At 73.2% G+C, this 17,829-nt stretch carries 18 protein-coding genes; 9 read left to right on the top strand and 9 right to left on the bottom strand.

Translation table 11 applies throughout. The features are described 5' to 3' along the window. Positions 1 to 94: 94 nt before the first annotated feature. Positions 95 to 712 (bottom strand): LysE/ArgO family amino acid transporter, encoded by a 618-nt coding sequence (locus IE244_RS23570; protein ID WP_191875547.1) that lies wholly within the window; start codon positions 710 to 712, stop codon positions 95 to 97. A 66-nt stretch (positions 713 to 778) separates the two neighbouring features. Here IE244_RS23570 and IE244_RS23565 point away from each other — a divergent pair, with 66 nt between their 5' ends. Continuing rightward, a complete protein-coding gene (locus IE244_RS23565) occupies positions 779 to 1,666 on the top strand; it encodes a LysR family transcriptional regulator ArgP (protein ID WP_191875546.1) in 888 nt (295 codons plus the stop codon). A 350-nt stretch (positions 1,667 to 2,016) separates the two neighbouring features. Beyond that, positions 2,017 to 2,265, top strand: a complete 249-nt coding sequence (locus tag IE244_RS23560) for a WhiB family transcriptional regulator (protein WP_191875545.1) — start codon at positions 2,017 to 2,019, stop codon at positions 2,263 to 2,265. A 63-nt stretch (positions 2,266 to 2,328) separates the two neighbouring features. On the opposite strand, the gene IE244_RS23555 is transcribed toward IE244_RS23560, so the two are convergent. The 5 genes from IE244_RS23555 to IE244_RS23535 form a co-directional block, all read right to left on the bottom strand. Next, the gene (locus IE244_RS23555) at positions 2,329 to 2,778 is read right to left on the bottom strand and encodes a DUF6098 family protein (protein WP_191875544.1); all 450 of its coding nucleotides are present in this window, start codon (positions 2,776 to 2,778) and stop codon (positions 2,329 to 2,331) included. A gap of 75 nt (positions 2,779 to 2,853) precedes the next feature. After that, entirely contained in the window at positions 2,854 to 4,689 is a 1,836-nt protein-coding gene (locus IE244_RS23550; RefSeq protein ID WP_191875584.1) for a sensor histidine kinase, read from the bottom strand. Between the two features lie 49 nt (positions 4,690 to 4,738). Further along, the gene (locus IE244_RS23545) at positions 4,739 to 5,446 is read right to left on the bottom strand and encodes a response regulator transcription factor (protein WP_191875543.1); all 708 of its coding nucleotides are present in this window, start codon (positions 5,444 to 5,446) and stop codon (positions 4,739 to 4,741) included. 20 nt (positions 5,447 to 5,466) lie between these two features. Further along, positions 5,467 to 6,006, bottom strand: a complete 540-nt coding sequence (locus IE244_RS23540; RefSeq protein WP_229854293.1) for a hypothetical protein — start codon at positions 6,004 to 6,006, stop codon at positions 5,467 to 5,469. 41 nt (positions 6,007 to 6,047) lie between these two features. Continuing rightward, on the bottom strand, positions 6,048 to 7,475 hold the full coding sequence (locus IE244_RS23535) for a M1 family metallopeptidase (protein WP_191875542.1): 1,428 nt from the start codon (positions 7,473 to 7,475) through the stop codon (positions 6,048 to 6,050). A 170-nt stretch (positions 7,476 to 7,645) separates the two neighbouring features. On the opposite strand from IE244_RS23535, the gene IE244_RS23530 reads away from it, so the two are divergent. Continuing rightward, on the top strand, positions 7,646 to 7,993 hold the full coding sequence (locus IE244_RS23530; protein WP_191875541.1) for a DUF488 domain-containing protein: 348 nt from the start codon (positions 7,646 to 7,648) through the stop codon (positions 7,991 to 7,993). A 3-nt stretch (positions 7,994 to 7,996) separates the two neighbouring features. Here the strand turns inward: IE244_RS23530 and IE244_RS23525 are convergent, their stop codons facing one another. Beyond that, positions 7,997 to 9,670 (bottom strand): FAD-binding dehydrogenase, encoded by a 1,674-nt coding sequence (locus IE244_RS23525; protein WP_191875540.1) that lies wholly within the window; start codon positions 9,668 to 9,670, stop codon positions 7,997 to 7,999. A gap of 26 nt (positions 9,671 to 9,696) precedes the next feature. Next, positions 9,697 to 10,338 (bottom strand): TetR/AcrR family transcriptional regulator, encoded by a 642-nt coding sequence (locus IE244_RS23520; protein ID WP_229854292.1) that lies wholly within the window; start codon positions 10,336 to 10,338, stop codon positions 9,697 to 9,699. A 105-nt stretch (positions 10,339 to 10,443) separates the two neighbouring features. Here IE244_RS23520 and IE244_RS23515 point away from each other — a divergent pair, with 105 nt between their 5' ends. From IE244_RS23515 to IE244_RS23505, 3 genes are all read left to right on the top strand, one after another. Continuing rightward, positions 10,444 to 11,073 (top strand): alpha-ketoglutarate-dependent dioxygenase AlkB family protein, encoded by a 630-nt coding sequence (locus IE244_RS23515; protein WP_191875538.1) that lies wholly within the window; start codon positions 10,444 to 10,446, stop codon positions 11,071 to 11,073. 87 nt (positions 11,074 to 11,160) lie between these two features. Further along, entirely contained in the window at positions 11,161 to 11,907 is a 747-nt protein-coding gene (locus IE244_RS23510) for an MBL fold metallo-hydrolase (protein ID WP_191875537.1), read from the top strand. 31 nt (positions 11,908 to 11,938) lie between these two features. Beyond that, a complete protein-coding gene (locus tag IE244_RS23505) occupies positions 11,939 to 13,159 on the top strand; it encodes a DUF4032 domain-containing protein (protein ID WP_191875536.1) in 1,221 nt (406 codons plus the stop codon). Position 13,160: 1 nt separating this feature from the next. On the opposite strand, the gene IE244_RS23500 is transcribed toward IE244_RS23505, so the two are convergent. Continuing rightward, entirely contained in the window at positions 13,161 to 14,027 is an 867-nt protein-coding gene (locus IE244_RS23500) for a universal stress protein (protein WP_191875535.1), read from the bottom strand. Positions 14,028 to 14,326: 299 nt separating this feature from the next. Here IE244_RS23500 and IE244_RS23495 point away from each other — a divergent pair, with 299 nt between their 5' ends. The 3 genes from IE244_RS23495 to IE244_RS23485 are packed head-to-tail and all read left to right on the top strand — an operon-like array spanning position 14,327 to position 17,827. Next, positions 14,327 to 16,003 (top strand): NAD(P)/FAD-dependent oxidoreductase, encoded by a 1,677-nt coding sequence (locus IE244_RS23495; protein ID WP_191875534.1) that lies wholly within the window; start codon positions 14,327 to 14,329, stop codon positions 16,001 to 16,003. A 13-nt stretch (positions 16,004 to 16,016) separates the two neighbouring features. After that, positions 16,017 to 17,477, top strand: coding sequence for an ATP-binding protein (locus IE244_RS23490; protein WP_191875533.1), 1,461 nt, complete (start codon positions 16,017 to 16,019; stop codon positions 17,475 to 17,477). Continuing rightward, positions 17,474 to 17,827, top strand: coding sequence for a UBP-type zinc finger domain-containing protein (locus tag IE244_RS23485; RefSeq protein ID WP_191875532.1), 354 nt, complete (start codon positions 17,474 to 17,476; stop codon positions 17,825 to 17,827). The genes IE244_RS23490 and IE244_RS23485 overlap by 4 nt, the downstream gene beginning before the upstream one ends. Positions 17,828 to 17,829: the final 2 nt, after the last annotated feature.

The following is a 17,829-nucleotide window of genomic DNA, read 5'->3' as shown; positions in this document are numbered from 1 at the left end:
TGTTGGGTGTCCTGGTGCCGACGGAGGTTGCTCGCTACATCTTTTCGCTTCGAGAGCCTAACTACCTCGGCGGCACCTGTGCACGCGGGTTTGTTCAGGATCCGGCCATGAGCGTGGCCCCCAGCGCCAGCATGGTGGCGGCGACCAGGCCGTCCAGGACCCGCCAGGCCGCCGGCCGGGCCAGGAAGCGGCCGAGCAGCCGGGCGCCGAAGCCGAGCGCGGCGAACCAGCACAGGCTGGCGAGCGCCGCGCCGAGCCCGAAGATCCAGCGCAGCGCGCCCCGGTCGGCGGCCAGGGAGCCCAGCAGGAACACGGTGTCCAGGTAGACGTGCGGGTTGAGCCAGGTCATCGCCAGGCAGCTGAGCACCGCCCGGCGCCGGGAACCGGCTGCCACCCCCTCGGTGCTCAGCCCGCCCGTGCCCGGCCCGAGCACCCGGCGGGCGGCGAGGACGCCGTAGCAGAGCAGGAAGGCACCACCGACGAGCCCGACCGCACGGACCGCCCCCGGCCACGCCACCACGACCGCCCCGACCCCGCCGACGCCGAGCGCGATCAGCAGCGCGTCGGACAGGGCGCAGATGCCCACCACGGCGAGGACGGCGTCCCGGCGCACCCCCTGCCGCAGGACGAAGGCGTTCTGGGCGCCGATGGCGACGATCAGGGAGAGGCCGGTGCCGAATCCGGCGGCCGCGGCGGTCAGGGCGTGGTTCATGAGCCTGAACCTAGGAAGCCGATTGGCGCAAAACCAGCTAAAGATTCTTACGTAACCTTAGCGATCGTGATGACCGAGCTTCCCCTGGACCAGGTACGGACGCTGCTCGCCGTGGTGGACGAGGGCACCTTCGACGCCGCCGCGGCGGCCCTGCACGTGACGCCGTCGGCGGTCAGTCAGCGGGTGAAGGCACTGGAACAGCGCACCGGCCGGGTCCTGCTGCAGCGCACCAAACCGGTACGGCCCACGGAGTCGGGCGCGGTGCTGGTGCGCTACGCGCGCCAGCTCGCCCGGCTGGAACGGGACGCCTGGGGCGAGCTGGGGCTGAGCGGTGCCGGAGAACCGACGCGGGTGTCGGTGGCGGTGAACGCGGACTCGCTGGCGACCTGGTTCCTGCCGGCGCTGCCCCGGGCGGCCGGGCTCTGCTTCGAACTGCACCGGGAGGACGAGGACCACACGGCCGCCCTGCTGCGCGAGGGCCTGGTGATGGCGGCGGTGACCACCGCCCCCGATCCGGTGCCGGGCTGCACCGTGCGGCCGCTCGGCCGGATGCGCTATCTGCCGGTCGCCGCACCGGAGTTGAGCCACGCCCTGCTCGCCGGGCCGCCGCTCCCCGACGCCCTGCCCGCGGCGCCCGTCGTGGTCTTCGACCGCAAGGACGACTTCCAGGACGCCTTCGTACGCCGGCTGGGCCGCGGGTCGGCGAGCCGGCTGCGGCACCATGTGCCCACGTCCGAGGGCTTCCTGGACGCCGTCGCGGCGGGGCTCGGCTGGGGCATGGTGCCGGAGGTCCAGGCGGAACCACTGCTGGCCGACGGACGGTTGGTCCTGCTCGCGCCCGGCACCTGGATGGACGTCACGCTGTACTGGCAGCAGTGGAAGCTCGACTCCCCCGCGCTGGCGGCCCTGGCCGAGGCGGTGACGGCGACGGCGGCCGGGGCGCTGCGCCGCTGACCGGCGCGTCACGATTCAGCCGTTCCGCACCGTAGCGGGCATCCCGCCCAGTACGGTGGTCGCGCGTCGGCGCACCCGCAGGCGGCCGGTACGGTCCTCGCCGCTGAACTCCTCGCCGGCACTGCTCGGTCGGGCCCGGCGTCCGCGGACCGGGGTGTCCCCGCCATGGCCGCTGCCCGACCTGTGGACCGCGTACGGCTCCCGCCGGGCCGCGCGCGACGTGGCCGGACCCGGTCCCTCACCCGATTCGACCGCCGGTCCCCCGTTTCACACCGTCCCGACCGGTCACCCGAGTCCGACGTACGCATTCAACCGGCACGGACGACTTCGATCCGATCCAGGAGACTTCCATGGACAACTGGCGCGACCATGCCGCGTGCCGTCACGAGGACCCCGACCTGTTCTTCCCCATCGGCACCACCGGGCCGGCGCAGGTGCAGACACAGCAGGCCAAGGCGGTCTGTGAGCACTGCCCCGTCCGGGAGCACTGCCTGGACTGGGCGCTGGGGACGGGCCAGAGCATCGGCATCTGGGGTGGGACGACCGAACTGGAGCGCCGGGCACTGCGCCGCCGCGCCCGTTCCCGTCCGCACTGCTGACCGGGCGCCCGCGCGGACCGCCGTCCCCCTGTCCCGGCCGGCCGGGACACCGCGGGTCCTGCCTCAGCGGCCGTCGCGCCGCAGGGTCCCCCACTCCCGCTCCTGCCGGCTCACCTCGGCCTTCGCCGCGTCGATGACCTGGTCGGCGATCCAGCACAGCGGCTCGGCATCGGTCACGAGGGGCTCGTTGTCGGGGCCCCGGCCCGTCTCCCGGCCCCGCAGGACCCAGGGACGGACACCGGGGCCCTTGTCGTGCGGCAGGTGCGCGTAGTCGTACAGCCGGCGCGCCACCCACAGCTCCACCGAGCGGTCCTCCCACCAGTCCTCGACGCCGAGCGGATTGGCGGACAGACCGGGCATGGGGACGCCGGTGAGGTCGTCGGTGCTGGAGACGTCGGCGAGGTCGGCACCAGGCCCTCGGGACCAGCGCACGTACAGCCCTCGGTGCTCGTCCACCAGGCGGGCCACCTCTGCGAGCGTGCGCACCACCGGCAGGTCCTGGGTTGCGCTCATGGGCCGACCTCCTCGACAGCACTGCAGCACTGCGCGACCGGAGTACCCCCGGGGCGCGCGGGGAATCCGAAGCGATCACGTGTCGTCGGCGGGCGGGCCGGCCGCGGGCAGCCGCAGCGTGAAGACGGCGCCCTCGCCGGGCTCGCTCGCCGCCTCGGCCGTACCGCCGTGCGCGGCGACCAGGTGCCGGACGATCGGCAGGCCGAGGCCGCTGCCTCCGGTGCGGCGGCTGCGGGACTTCTCCGGGCGCCAGAACCGGTCGAAGACGTGCGGCAGGTCGTCGGGCGCGATGCCCGTGCCGGTGTCGGTGACGGTGAGGACGGCATCGGGGCCGTCACGGCGGGCGGCGAGGGTGACCCTGCCGTCGGCCGGGGTGTGCCGCAGCGCGTTGGAGACCAGGTTGCCGAGCGCCTGCCGCATCCGTACCGGGTCGGCGTCCAGCCAGGCGGTGTCGTCGGCCTCGGTGCGCAGGGCGACCCCGGCGGCGTCGGCTGCGACCCGGTGGGCGGCGGCGACCTGGTCCAGCAGGTCCCCGGCGCGCAGCGGCTCGCGGTGCACCCGCAGCGTGCCGGCGTCGGCGGCGGCGAGGTCCTGCAGGTCGTCGATGATCCGCTGCAGCACGAGTGCCTCCTCGTGCAGCGAGTCCAGCAGGGGCGGGTCCGGCTCGACGACCCCGTCGCGGACGACCTCCAGCCAGCCGCGGATGTTGGTCAGCGGGCTGCGCAGCTCGTGCGCGATGTCGCTGACCATCGCCTTGCGCTGGGCCTCCAGGCGTTCGCGGCGCTCGGCCAGGTCGTTGAAGGCCTCGGCGAGGATGCCGGTCTCGTCGCGGGTGGTCACCGGCACCCGCGCGTGCAGCTCGGGCGGCTGCTGCGCGGCCTCGGTCAGCGCCCGCAGCGGCCGTACCAGGCGGATCGCGACGACGGCGGTCACGGCGACGGTGACGGCGAGGACCAGGCCGGCCGCGCCGATCACCTTGGCCTTGTTGGCCGGTGACATGTCGAACCGCGAGGGGTTCTGGTCGCCGATGCCGAGGAACAGCTCGGCCACCGGGGCCACGTAGGGCTCCAGTTGGGTGCGCCGGGCGGTCAGGACGCACCGCTGGGCGGCCCGCGCCGTGGCCTTGTTGCCCGCCTGGGCGTACTTGGCGATGAGGTGGCCGCCGGCGAAGGGGTCCCTCCCGCTGGGGTCGAAGGTGAGGAACAGCGGCCCGCGGAGGTCCAGCCCGGCCTGGTCCAGGCAGGGCCGCGTGAGGTCCGACAGGTCGTCCAGGGCCTTCTGCTCGGTCGGCGTGGGCGTGTTCAGCCGGCCGTCCTCGCACACCGTCGCGCCGTAGCCGGCGGGCTCGGTGCCGTCCGGGGCCTCGACCACCGGCCGCCCGCTCGCGGTCCTCACGACGGTGGACTGCAGGCCGTAGCGCTCGTAGCACTGCTTGCGCCGGGTGGCCAGCGTGTCGAGGCGTGCGCGTTCCTTCGCCGGGAGCCGGTAGGGGCCGACCACGCGCGGGTCGATGCCGCTGAGCTGGGCGCCGGCCTCGCTGTAGGTGTCGCTGCGCAGCGGGTCGACGGTGGCGGCGGGCCGGGGCGGCAGCGGGGTGCCATGGGGTGCGGAGTCGGCGACGAGGGTGCGGTCGGTGGTGGTGAGGGCGATCCGCCGTCCGGTCTCGGCGGCCAGCTCCCGCACGGTGCGCCGGACGTCCGTCCAGCCGGAGTGGGTGGCGGCGTACCCGCTGAGCCGGGCCAGGATGCTGTTGTCGGCCGCGAGGTCCTGGCCCTGCTCCTCCTTCAGGGCGCTGGTGGTGGTGGTCACCGCGAGCCAGGCGGTGGCGGCCACCGAGCAGACGGCGATCAGCGCGGAGACGGACAGCAGCCGCACGAGCAGCCGTTTGCGCAGCGGGATCCGGCGCCTCACGGACACCGGCCTTGCGTCCCCGGGCTCCCGGCCGCGGGCTTGGGGCGCTTCACGGCCGGGCACCGCTCAGCTTGTAGCCGACGCCGAACACGGTCAGCAGCCGCTTCGGCCGTCTCGGGTCGGCCTCGATCTTGCGGCGCAGGTTCATGATGTGCACGTCGACGGCCCGCTCGGTGGAGGCCCGGTCGAAGCCGCGGGTGCACTGCAGCAACTGCCGCCGGGTGAACACCCGTTCCGGCTCCCCCGCCATGGCCAGCAGGATCTGGAACTCCGCGGGCGTGCACTCCACGGGTACGCCGTCGCGGCGCACCTCGTGCCGTACCGGGTCGACGGTGATCCCGGCGGCCCGTACGGCCGGATCGTCGTCCCGGGTGCCTACGCCCCGTCCGCTGCGTCTGAGCACCGTGCGGATGCGGGCCATCAGCTCGCGCGGGCTGTACGGCTTGGTCATGTAGTCGTCGGCGCCGAGTTCGAGGCCGAGCAGGACGTCGTCCTCGGCGGAGCGGGCGGTGAGCATGACCACGGGGATCTCCGGGTCCCGCACGCCGCCGCGCAGCGCCCGGCACACGCCGAAGCCGTCGATGACCGGGAGCATCAGGTCCAGAACGACGAGGTCCGGCCCGAGCCGGCGAGCGGCGTCGAGCGCCGCCGCGCCGTCGTGCACCACCGTGGCGGTGTGTCCCTCGGCCAGCAGGGAGCGGCGGATCAGTTCGGCCTGCTTCTCGTCGTCCTCGGCGACCAGCACGTGCGCGCACACGAGTTCGGATCCTAGGCGGTTCAGCCGGCCGGCCGTTCGGCGTACCCCATGACGACGTGCAGCCACACTCCCCCGCCCCGGCTCGGGCCGAGGGGCTGGGTCCGGTCCAGCGGTGAGGTGCCGGGCTCGCGGTGGTGGTCGACGGCGATGACGTGGTCGAAGGCTCCGGCGAGGGGTTCGCCCTCGAAGCCGGTGCCGGGCGGGTGGAAACCGCGGGACCGGTGGCAGGGGAGCTTGCTGCCGGGTCCCGGGAGCAGGCTCCCCGCGTCGGAGTGGGTGTAGACGCCGAGCGGGGAGGGCGGGTCGCCGCCCACGTGGTGGGGGCTCCGGCCGCGCAGCGCGTGGTGGGCGGGCCAGGCGGGGCCCGCCTGGCCGGCCGGTGGCGGTGCGCCGGTACAGGACGACCGAGGAGAGCGGGGAGTCCTGCCCCGCCCGGTGACGACGACGGCCTGTCCGCATCGCCCGGGTGTCCGGCGCTCGGTCGCCTCGGCTCCGCCGCCGCAGCCGGTGAGCAGCGGCGGGGAGGCGAGGAGCGCGACGGCGGATCTGCGAGGGATCATGGTGTCGACCCTGGCCGACAGTTGTTTGGAACCGGTCAGGTTCAGGCGCGGTCCGGCTTGCCCTTGGTGTACAGCCAGGTGTGGAAGAGGCCGTCGAGCCGCTCACCCGACGTCCGCTCGGCCAGCCGCACGAACTGTGCCGTCGTTCCGTGGCCGCCGCGGTGTCCGGCCGCCCAGGCGCGCAGGATGCGGAAGAAGTCCCGGTCGCCGACGGTCTTGCGCAGTTCGTGGAGGGTCATGGCGCCGCGGGCGTAGACGGGCGTGTCGAAGATGTTCTCGCCGCTGCCCGGATCGCCGGGCGGGAAGGCCCACAGGTGGTCGTTCGCGGGACGGGCGTAGAGGGCGTCGAAGGCGTCCTGGGCGCTGTCGCCACCGTGCTGCTCGTCGTACAGCCACTCGGCGTAGGTGGCGAAGCCCTCGTTGAGCCAGATGTCCTTCCAGGCGGTCAGCGAGACGGAGTCGCCGAACCACTGGTGGGCGTTCTCGTGGACGAGGGTGCTGATGTCGGGCGCGGAGTCGTAGAGCGGCCTGGTCTGGGTCTCCAGGGCGTAGCCGATGCCCGGGGCGTGGTCGACGATCGATCCGGCGGAGCGGAACGGGTACGGCCCGAACAGCTTGCTCTCCCATTCCAGGACGGACGGCAGCTTCTTCAGCACCGGCGCCGCTCTGGCCGCCTCGCGTGGGTCGACGGCGTTGTACACGTGGATGCCGTCGTGCGTGGTGTACTGCTCGACCTTGAACGTTCCGACGGTGGCGGTGGCCAGGTAGGCGGCCATCGGCTGGGTCTCGCGCCAGTGGAAGGCCGTCTGTCCGTGCGCGGTGCGCCGCCCGACCAGGGCGCCGTTGGCGACGGCCGTGCGGCCCCGCGGGACGGTGATCGTGATGTCGTACGACGACTTGTCCCTGGGGTGGGCGTTCGCCGGGAACCAGGTCATCGCGCCCTGCGGCTCGTTTGCGACGAAGGCGCCGTCGTCGGTGGCGATCCAGCCGTCGGCGGAGCCGTCGGGGTCGGTGACCGGCTTCGGCGTGCCGTGGTAGGTGACCGTGACGTGGAAGCCCCTGCCCGCGCGCAGGGTGTGGCGCGGGGTGACGACGAGTTCCTGGCCATCGCGCCGGAAGGCCGCCGGCGTGCGGTCCACCGTGACGCCGGTGACCTTCAGGCCGGTGAGGTCGAGGTCGAAGCGGCTGAGATCGCGGGTGGCGCGGGCGGTGAGGACGGCCTTGCCGTCGAGGTGGCGGGATGCGGTGTCGTAACGGAGCGTCAGACCGTAGTGCCGTACGTGGTAGCCGCCGTTGCCGCTCAGCGGGAAGTAGGGGTCGCCCGCGCCGGGCGCGCCGGCGCTGCCCGCCGCGGGCCCGGTGGCGCCGATGAGTGCCGCCACGGCGACGGGCACGGTGGCGAGGACCGTCCTGCGGCGCGGGACGGCGGTACGGCGCCGGGCGGGCTGTCTGCGGGGTGGTGGCGTCACGGACGCTCCTCGGGAGGTGGCTGGTGATCGGCTGGCCGACAGACTAGGCGCGCCGGTGCCGGGGACTCGCTCTCCTTCCGGTCAAGTCTCGTCGCGTCACCGCCGGGCGGACCGGTGGCCGCCGGGTTACGCTCGCGTCACCGTCCGCCGTCCCTAGGGGGAGTGAGACCGTGAGCGTCCGCGTGCGCCGGATCTACGAACCGCCCGAGCCCGACGACGGCCTGCGTGTGCTGGTCGACCGGTTGTGGCCGCGTGGCCTCGCCAAGGACGAGGCACACGTCGACGAGTGGCCCAAGGCGCTCACCCCCTCCACCGAGCTGCGCAAGTGGTACCACGGCGGCGGCTCGTACGAGGAGTTCCGCCGCCGCTACGAGGCGGAACTCGACGCCCCCGAGGCCGCCGAACTGGTCGACGGCCTGCGCAAGGCGGGCCGCGGGAAGCGCGTGACCCTGCTGACCGCGTCCAAGTCGCCGGAGCAGAGCCACGCGCAGGTGCTGCTGGAGCTGCTGAAGGGCTGAGCCTCAGCCCGTGTGCCGGGCGGCGTGCCGGCCCGCGGCCCGCCCCGAGAACAGGCAGCCGCCGAGGAACGTGCCCTCCAGCGCGTTGTAGCCGTGCACCCCGCCGCCGCCGAAGCCGGCCACCTCGCCGGCCGCGTACAGGCCCTCGACCGGCGTTCCGTCGGCGCCGAGGGCGCGGGAGTCGAGGTCGGTCTGGATGCCGCCGAGGGTCTTGCGGGTCAGGATGTGCATCCGGACGCCGATGAGGGGGCCCGCGGCCGGGTCGAGGATGCGGTGCGGCGCGGCCACCCGGCCGAGCCGGTCGCCGATGTAGCGGCGGGCGTTGTGGATGCCCTGGACCTGGGAGTCCTTGCTGTAGGGGTGGGCGATCTGCAGGTCGCGCGCCTCGATCTGGCGGCGTACCCCGGCCGCGTCCAGGAGCGGCTTGTCGGTGAGGGCGTTCATCTTGCCGACCAGCTGCTCCAGGTTGCCGGCGGTCACGAAGTCCGCGCCCTTGTCGAGGAAGGCCTGTACCGGCGCGGGCGCGCCCTTGCCGAGCAGCCGGTCGCGCAGCACGGCCCCCCGGTCCTTGGCGGTGATGTCGGGGTTCTGCTCGGAGCCGGAGAGCGCGAACTCCTTCTCGATGATCTTCCGGGTGAGGATGAACCAGGAGTGGTCGTACCCGGCGATGTCCTCGGTGGTGCGCAGGTGCCGGAGCGTGTTGAGGGTGTCGTAGCCGGGCAGGCAGGGGTCGGGCAGCCGGCGGCCGAGGGCGTCCAGCCAGATGGAGGACGGGCCGGGGAGGATGCGGATGCCGTGGCCGGGCCAGATCGGGTCCCAGTTCTGCAGGCCCTCGGTGTAGTGCCACATACGGTCCCGGTTGACCAGCCGGACGCCGGCTTCGGCGCTGATGTCGAGCATGCGGCCGTCGACGTAGGCGGGGACGCCGGTGACCATCTCGGCCGGCGGGGTGCCGAGCCGGGCGGGCCAGTGACGGCGGACGATGTCGTGGTTGGCGCCGATGCCGCCGGTGGTGACGACGACGGCCTGGGCGGTGAGTTCGAAGTCGCCCACGCGGTCGCGGTTGGAGGCGACTCCGCGGGCCGAGCGGTCCTCGGCCAGGACGGTGCCGCGCACTCCGCGTGCCGTGCCGTCCCCGATGACCAGCTCGTCGACCTGGTGGCGGTGGTGGAAGGTGAGCAGTCCGTCCCGCGCGGCCTGGCGGGCGTACCGGACGAACGGTTCGACCACGCCGGTGCCGGTGCCCCAGGCGATGTGGAAGCGGGGTACGGAGTTGCCGTGCCCGCCGGCCCTGAGGTCGCCGCGCTCGGCCCAGCCGACGGTCGGCAGCAGCTCGATGCCGTGCCCCCGCAGCCAGGAGCGCTTCTCGCCGGCCGCGAACTCGACGTAGGCACGGGCCCAGCGCACCGCCCAGGAGTCCTCGTCGTCGAGCCGGTCGAACCCCGCGCTGCCCTGCCAGTCGTTCCAGGCGAGGTCGAAGGAGTCCTTGATGCCGAGGCGGCGCTGCTCCGGGGAGCCGACGAGGAAGAGCCCGCCGAAGGACCAGAAGGCCTGTCCGCCGAGATTGGCGGCGTTCTCCTGGTCGACCAGGGCGACCCGGCGGCCCCGGCTCGTGATCTCGTGCGCCGCGACCAGGCCGGCGAGGCCCGCTCCGACGACGATGACGTCCGCGTCCATCGTGACTGTGTCCTTCCTGAGGGTCCTCATGCGGGGTCGTGCGCGGGTCGATCGGGGGTGCGGCCGCCGTCCGTGAGGAGGGCGGTGAGCAGCTGTTTGAGCCAGGCCCGGGCGGCCTCGACGTCCTTGTCCAGCAGCAGTTGGACGGTGACGCCGTCGTACGCGGCGACGACCGCGTGCGCGGCGCCGTCCACGTCACCCAGCACGGCGGGCAGTCCGGTGTGGCCGCGGGCGCGGAAGAGCCGGTCGGCGATCGCCTCGCGGAGCCGGGCGCGGTGGTCGAGCAGAGCCCGGGCGACCTGGGGGTCGCGGGCGGCGTGCACCAGGAAGTCGGTCTTGACCAGCAGCCAGTCCACGTCGAGCAGCAGCACCTCGGTGACCCGGTCCACGGCGGCCGGCACGTCGAGTCCGGTCCCGTCCTGGGCGAGCGCCTCGGCCACCTGGGCGGCGATGAGCTCGGCGCGCTCCTGGTAGAGCGCGAAGAACAGGGCGTCCAGCGTGGCGAAGTTCGAGTAGAAGGCGCCGCGGCTGAAGCCGGCGGCTTCGCAGAGCTCCTCGATGGACACGTGCCCGAAGCCCTTGGCCGCGAAGACCTGGAACGCGGCGTCGAGCAGCCTGGCCCGGGTGGCGACCCGGCGCCGGGTGACGCGTTTGGGGTGGTCCGGCACCGCGGCACCTCCTTCGGATACGAAACCGTATCCGATACACCGATGTATCGAAAGCCTCGTGAACCAAAAGGAACACATTTTCGATTACCGGAGTACGCTGGCCCCATGTCCACGCATCTCCAGGGCTCCTTGTTCGACCAGACCGACGAGCTGCGGCTCGGCCCCCTCGGCGGGCTGCACCGGACCGAGCTGGGCGCCGGCGCCTGGATCGACGTACTGCCGGGCTGGCTGAGCGGGGCCGCCGCCCTGTTCGAGAGGCTGGCGGCGGACGTCCCGTGGCGCGCCGAGCGCTGGAAGATGTACGACAACATGGTCGCCGTACCGCGCCTGCTGGCCCACTACCAGGCGCAGGACCCACTCCCCCACCCGGTGCTCGACGAGGCGCGCGAGGCGCTGTCCCGGCACTACGCCGGGGAGCTCGGCGAGCCCTTCACCACCGCCGGGCTGTGCTACTACCGCGACGGACGGGACAGCGTGGCCTGGCACGGGGACCGCGGCGGGCGGGCCGCCCGCGAGGACACGATGGTCGCGATCCTCTCCGTCGGCGCACCCCGTGACCTGCTGCTGCGCCCGGTCGCCGGAGGGGGCGCCACGGTGCGGCGCCCCCTCGGGCACGGCGACCTGATCGTGATGGGCGGGTCGTGCCAACGCACCTGGGAGCACTGCGTACCGAAGACCGCCCGGGCCACGGGGCCGCGCATCAGCATCCAGTTCCGGCCGCACGGCGTGGGCTGACGCATCCGGTGTCGCCCCCTTGCGCGGGGCGGTACCCGATCTGGTTGGCTGTGCGCGACGAGCAGCAGCGCAGGCCTTGGGGAGATCATGCGGGCACAGGTACGCCAGGTCGCCGACGACACCTATCTGGTGCACGGCAACAACGTCAACTGGGTCATCCTCAAGGACGGGGACGCCGTCACGCTGGTGGACACCGGGTACCCCGGGGACCGGCAGGGGCTGCTGGAGTCGCTCGCCCAGGTGGGCAGTTCACCGGAGGCCGTCGCCGCCGTACTGATCACCCACGCGCACAACGACCACCTGGGCTCGGCCGAGTACCTGCGCGCCACCCACGGCACGCCGGTCTATCTGCACCCCGCCGAAGTCCCGCACGCCCGCCGGGACTTCCTGCAGCAGGCCACCATCGGTGACGTGGTGCGCAACGCCTGGCGGCCGGGTGTCCTGCCCTGGGCGGTGCACGTGATCCGCGCGGGCGGCACCGACCACAACCCCGTCACCGCGCCGGAGCCGTTCCCGCACGAGGGCCCGCTGGACCTGCCCGGCCGCCCCGTGCCGGTGCACACGCCCGGCCACACCGACGGCCACTGCGTCTACCACCTGCCCGGGGCGGGGATCGTCATCTCCGGGGACGCGCTGGTCAGCGGGCACGCGACCTCGCGGGTCAAGGGCCCGCAGATCCTGCCCGACTTCTTCCACCACGAGCGCCCCGGGGTCGTGGCCTCCCTGGACCTGATCGGCGCGCTCGACGGCGACACCCTGCTGCCCGGGCACGGCCCGGTGCACCGGGGTCCGGTGCGCGCGGCGGCCGAGCTGGCCCGGGACCGGGCCTCCTAGAACGGCAAGGCGGGGCCTTAGGGTTCGTGCCATGGCCCTGCAGATCAACGCCACGAACCCCGAGCATCCCGCGCTGCTGCTCGCCCTGCCGTGGGACGTGCCCCTGGAGGAGTGGCCCGAGGAGTACCTCGTGCCGCTGCCGCGGGGCATCTCCCGGCACGTGGTGCGCTACGCGCACGCCGGGGACGAGGTGATCGCCGTCAAGGAGCTGGCCGAGCGGCCCGCGCTGCGCGAGTACGGGCTGCTGCGGGACCTCGACCGGCTCGGCATCCCCGCCGTCGACCCCCTCGCGGTGGTCACCGGCCGCACCGATGGCGCCGGTACCCCACTGGAGCCGGTCCTGATCACCCGGCATCTGCGCGGCTCGATGCCGTACCGCTCGATGTTCGAGACGACCATGCGCCCGGCGACCATGCACCGCCTGATGGACGCCCTCGCCGCGCTGCTGGTCCGGCTGCACCTGACCGGGTTCGCCTGGGGGGACTGCTCGCTGTCCAACACCCTCTTCCGGCGCGACGCGGGCGCCTACGCCGCCTACCTGGTCGACGCCGAGACCGGCGAACTGCACCCCCGGCTGAGCCCCGGGCAGCGCGAGTACGACCTGGATCTGGCCCGGGTGAACATCAGCGGCGAGCTGCTCGACCTCGAGGCGTCCGGGGCGCTGCACCCGTCCGTCGACCCGGTGGAGTTCGGGCACGAGATCTGCACCCGGTACCAGGGGCTGTGGCAGGAGCTGACCCGCACCTCCGTGTATCCGGCCGGTGAGTACCACCACATCGAACGCCGGATCCGCCGTCTGAACGACCTCGGCTTCGACGTGGCCGAGATGCAGATCGAACACTCCGCGGGCGGGGACACGGTCACCTTCGTGCCGAAGGTCGTCGACGCCGGCCACCACCAGCGCCAGCTGCTGCGGCTCACCGGCCTGGACACCGAGGAGAACCAGGCGCGGCGGCTGCTCAGCGACCTGGAGAGCTGGATGGCCACCCAGGACGACTACGCGCCCGGCGACCCCCTGGCCGCACGCCCGGAGGTGCTCGCCCACCGCTGGGTGCGGGACGTCTTCCGGCCCACCGTGCGGGCCGTGCCGCCGGAGCTGCGCGGCTCCATGGACCCGGCCGAGATCTACCACGAACTCCTCGAACACCGCTGGTACCTGTCCGAGCACGCCCAGCACGACATAGGCCTCGACACCGCCGTCGAGGACTACCTCGAGAACGTCCTGCCGAAGGCGCGGGCCGCCCTGGAGTAGCTCAGCCGTGCGGGACGACGGCCACCGGGCAGTCGGCGTGGTGCAGCATCCCGTGCGCGACCGAGCCGATCCGGGCGCCCACCGCCGTACGGTGCGACCGGCGTCCGACGACCATCAGCTGGGCCCGGCCGGCCACCGACAGCAGCACCTGGCCGGCGCTGCCCATCTCGACGTGCTCGGCCACGGGGACGTCGGGGAACCGCTCCCGCCAGGGCCGGAGAGCCTCGGCCAGGGCCTGCTTCTCGTAGGGTTCGAGACCGCCCGTGTCGTCGAGGAGCTTGAGCGAGCCGGGACTGTAGGCGAAGACCGGGGGCAGGGTCCAGGCCCGTACGGCGCGTACGGTGGCGCCCCGGGCGGCCGCCGTCTCGAAGGCGAACCGCAGCGTGGCCGCGCTGTCCTCGGGGTCGCCGTGCTGGCCGACCACGACGTCCCGCCCGGCGGCCTCCGCCGCGGGCTGGTCCGTCGCGCGGACGAGGACCACCGGCCGGGTCGCCTCGGCGACCACCTGCTGGCCCACCGAGCCCAGCAGGAACCCGACGACGGGTCCGTGCCCGCGCGAGCCCAGCACCAGCATCTCGGCCTCCGCGGCCACCCGGGCCAGCGCGTGCGCGGGCTCGCCCTCGACGACGTCCACGCTCACCTCCAGCTTCGGATGCCGCTCGGAGACGGCGCGCACCGCGTCCGCCACGCCCTCCGAGACCCACCCGTGCTGGGTGTCCCGGTCGGCGGTGGCGAGGTTCTCGGCGTAGCTCCAGGCGTGCACGACGCGCAGGGGCAGCCCGCGGCGTACGGCCTCCCGGCCGGCCCAGTCCAGCGCGGCCAGGCTCTCCTCCGTACCGTCCACCCCTGCCGTGATCGGGCGTGTCATCCGTGCCTCCTCGTCCTCGCCGCTGTCCCGTGGTGCTGCTGCCCGCTGTGGGGCACCGTCGCACACGGCACGATGATCTCTTCCACGACCCGTCGGCCGCACCGCACGGGGGCGGGGCGGCCGGTGCTCTCGCACCCCGGGGCGGCGCGTCCCGCGGCCGGGGGAGCCGCTCCCGGGCTGATCGCGCGGCCTGCCGTATCCCAGGGCGGACCGGGGCGATCGAACATACGATGGCGGGGAACCGGTGCGGTGGTCTCCACGACACCGGCCCGTGGGACAACGCTCGGGGTGGGAGACGTATGGCACAGGCCGCCGACGCAGCGCGGACCGTCATCCTGACCGTGGACGACGACCCGGGAGTCTCCCGTGCCGTCGCCCGCGATCTGCGGCGGCGTTACGGCGAGTCGTACCGGATCGTGCGCGCGGAGTCCGGGGAGTCCGCGCTCGGGGCGCTGCGCGAGCTGAAGCTGCGCGGCGACCTGGTCGCCGTGATCCTGGCCGACTACCGCATGCCGCAGATGAACGGCATCGAGTTCCTGGAGCAGGCGCTCGACGTCTATCCGGGCGCGCGCCGGGTGCTGCTGACCGCGTACGCCGACACCAACGCGGCGATCGACGCGATCAACGTCGTCGATCTCGACCACTATCTGCTCAAGCCCTGGGACCCGCCGGAGGAGAAGCTCTACCCGGTCCTGGACGACCTGCTCCAGGCCTGGCGCTCCGGCCCCTACAAGCCGGTGCCCAGCACCAAGGTCGTCGGTCACCGCTGGTCGGCGCGGTCCTCGGACGTGCGCGAGTTCCTGGCCCGCAACCAGGTGCCGTACCGCTGGTACTCGGTGGAGGAGCCCGAGGGCCGGCGGCTGCTGACGGCCGCCGGGCAGGACGGGCAGCGGCTCCCGCTGGTCATCACCCCGGACGGCACCGCGCTGGTCGAGCCGGAGGCGCCCGAGCTGGCGGCGCGGGTCGGCCTGGCGACGACCCCGACGGCCGACTTCTACGACCTCATCGTCATAGGCGGCGGACCGGCCGGGCTCGGCGCGGCCGTCTACGGGGCGTCCGAGGGGCTTCGGACCGTGCTGGTGGAGCGGTCGGCGACCGGCGGCCAGGCCGGGCAGAGCTCCCGGATCGAGAACTACCTGGGCTTCCCCGACGGGGTCTCCGGCGCCCAGCTCACCGACCGGGCGCGGCGCCAGGCGGCCAAGTTCGGCGCGGAGATGCTGACCGCCCGCGAGGTGACGGGACTGGAGGTGAACGGCGCCGCCCGGGTCGTCCGGTTCGCGGACGGCTCGGCGATCGCCGCGCACAGCGTGATCCTCGCGACCGGTGTGCAGTACCGGCAGCTGGAGGCCCGCGGCTGCACCGACCTGACCGGGTGCGGGGTGTTCTACGGGTCGGCGCTGACCGAGGCTGCCTCCTGCCAGGGCCAGGACATCTACATCGTCGGCGGCGCCAACTCGGCGGGCCAGGCGGCGATGTACCTGTCCCGGGGCGCGAAGTCGGTGACGCTGCTGGTGCGCGGCCCCGACCTGTCGGCCTCGATGTCGCACTACCTGATCCAGCAGATCGACGAGGCACCGAACATCTCCGTCCGCCCGCACACGGTCGTGGACGCGGCGCACGGCTCGGACCACCTGGAGCAGCTGACGCTGCGTCACACGGTGACCGGGGAGAGCGAACAGGTCGACGCGCAGTGGATGTTCGTGTTCATCGGCGCCGCGCCACTGACCGACTGGCTGGGTGACGCGGTGCTGCGCGACGAGCGCGGCTTCATCCTGGCGGGGCCCGATCTGACCGCGGACGGGCGGGCGCCGGCCGGCTGGGAGCTGGACCGGCCGCCGTACCACCTGGAGACCAGCGTCCCCGGCGTGTTCGTGGCCGGTGACGCGCGTGCCGAGTCCGCCAAGCGTGTCGCGTCCGCCGTAGGAGAGGGAGCCATGGCCGTGATGCTCGTCCACCGGTATCTGGAGCAGTCATGAGGGGGGAGCAGTCATGAGCGGCCGGATCATGCCGTGCAGTCCCCAGGAGATCAGGTCGCTCTTCCTCTTCGAGAAGCTGGGACCGCAGCAGCTGGGGCGGCTGTGCAGCGAGGGGCGGGTGGAGCTGTTCGAACCGGGCCCGGTGTACACCGAGGGCGACCCGGCCACCTGCTTCTTCGTGATGATCGAGGGCACGGTGGTGCTCTCCCGCCGGGTCGCCGGCGACGACGTGGAGGTCACCCGCACCTCGCAGCGCGGCGTGTACGCGGGCGCGATGCAGGCCTACATCGGCGACAGGGTGCGGCAGGTCTACAACAACTCGATGCGGGTGACGGAGCCGACGCGGTTCTTCGTGCTGCCGGCGGACATCTTCGCGGACGTCATGACCGAGTGGTTCCCGATGGCCGTGCATCTGCTGGAGGGCCTGTTCTTCGGGTCGAAGAACACCCAGGCGGCGATCGGCCAGCGGGAACGGCTGCTGGCGCTCGGCTCGTTGTCGGCGGGGCTCACGCACGAGCTGAACAACCCGGCGGCGGCAGCGGTCCGGGCCACCGCCACCCTGCGCGAGCGGGTCGCGAAGATGCGCCACAAGCTCGCCGTGATCGCCGAAGCACCCTTCTCCCGTGAGACGTTGGCGAGCCTGATCGAGATCCAGGAGCGCACCGCGGAGCGGGTGGCGAAGGCGCCGGTGCTCAGCCCGCTGGAGGCCAGCGACCGGGAGGACACGCTCACCGACTGGCTGGAGGACCACGGCATCGACCACGGCTGGCAGGTGGCCCCCACCTTCGTGCAGGCCGGGCTCGACGTCGACTGGCTGGAGCAGGTCGCGGCGGCGGTGGAGGCGGAGATCCTGCCGGGCGCGGTGGGCTGGCTCAACTACACCGTCGAGACCGAGCTGCTGATGAGCGAGATCGAGGACTCCACCACCCGGATCTCGCACCTCGTCGACGCGGCGAAGCAGTACTCACAGCTGGACCGGGCGCCGTACCGGGTGGTGGACGTACACGAACTCCTCGACAGCACCCTGCTGATGCTGTCCGGCAAGAGGGGACCCGGCATCAAGGTCGTCAAGGAGTACGACCGCACGGTCCCGCCGGTGCCCGCCTTCCCGGCGGAGCTGAACCAGGTGTGGACCAATCTCATCGACAACGCCGTCTCCGCCATCAACGGCGCAGGCGGCGAGGGCACGCTGACCGTGCGGACCGGGCTCGACCACGAGCGGCTGCTGGTGGAGTTCCGGGACACCGGGCCCGGCATCCCGCCCGAGATCAAGGACCGGATCTTCGACCCGTTCTTCACCACGAAACCGGTCGGCGAGGGAACCGGGCTCGGCCTGGACATCTCCTGGCGGATCGTCGTCAACAAGCACCACGGGACCCTGCGCGTGGAGTCGGTGCCCGGCGACACCCGCTTCCAGGTGCTGCTCCCCCTGACCGCCGAGACGACGGCGGAGGAAGTGGAGGAAACGGCATGAGCGCTGACGACGGAGTGGACCCGGGCGTCCCGCCCAGCGGCACGGGATGCGTGGAGTGCGAGGAGGCCGGCGGCTGGTGGTTCCATCTGCGCAGGTGCGCGCAGTGCGGGCACATCGGCTGCTGCGACGACTCCCCCGCGAAGCACGCCACCGCGCACTATCACGCGACGGGGCATCCGGTGATCCGGAGCTTCGAGCCGGGTGAGGAGTGGTTCTGGAACTTCACCACGGACGAGTTGTACGCCAAGGGACCCGAACTCGCCCCGCCGGCCAGCCATCCTGCCGAGCAGCCGGTGCCGGGCCCCGCGGGACGGGTGCCGGTGAACTGGGCGGAGACGTTGCGGGGGTAGTG

Source organism: Streptomyces filipinensis, assembly GCF_014649495.1.
Lineage (GTDB): Bacteria > Actinomycetota > Actinomycetes > Streptomycetales > Streptomycetaceae > Streptomyces > Streptomyces filipinensis.
This window is presented reverse-complemented; position numbering and strand designations above follow the sequence as displayed.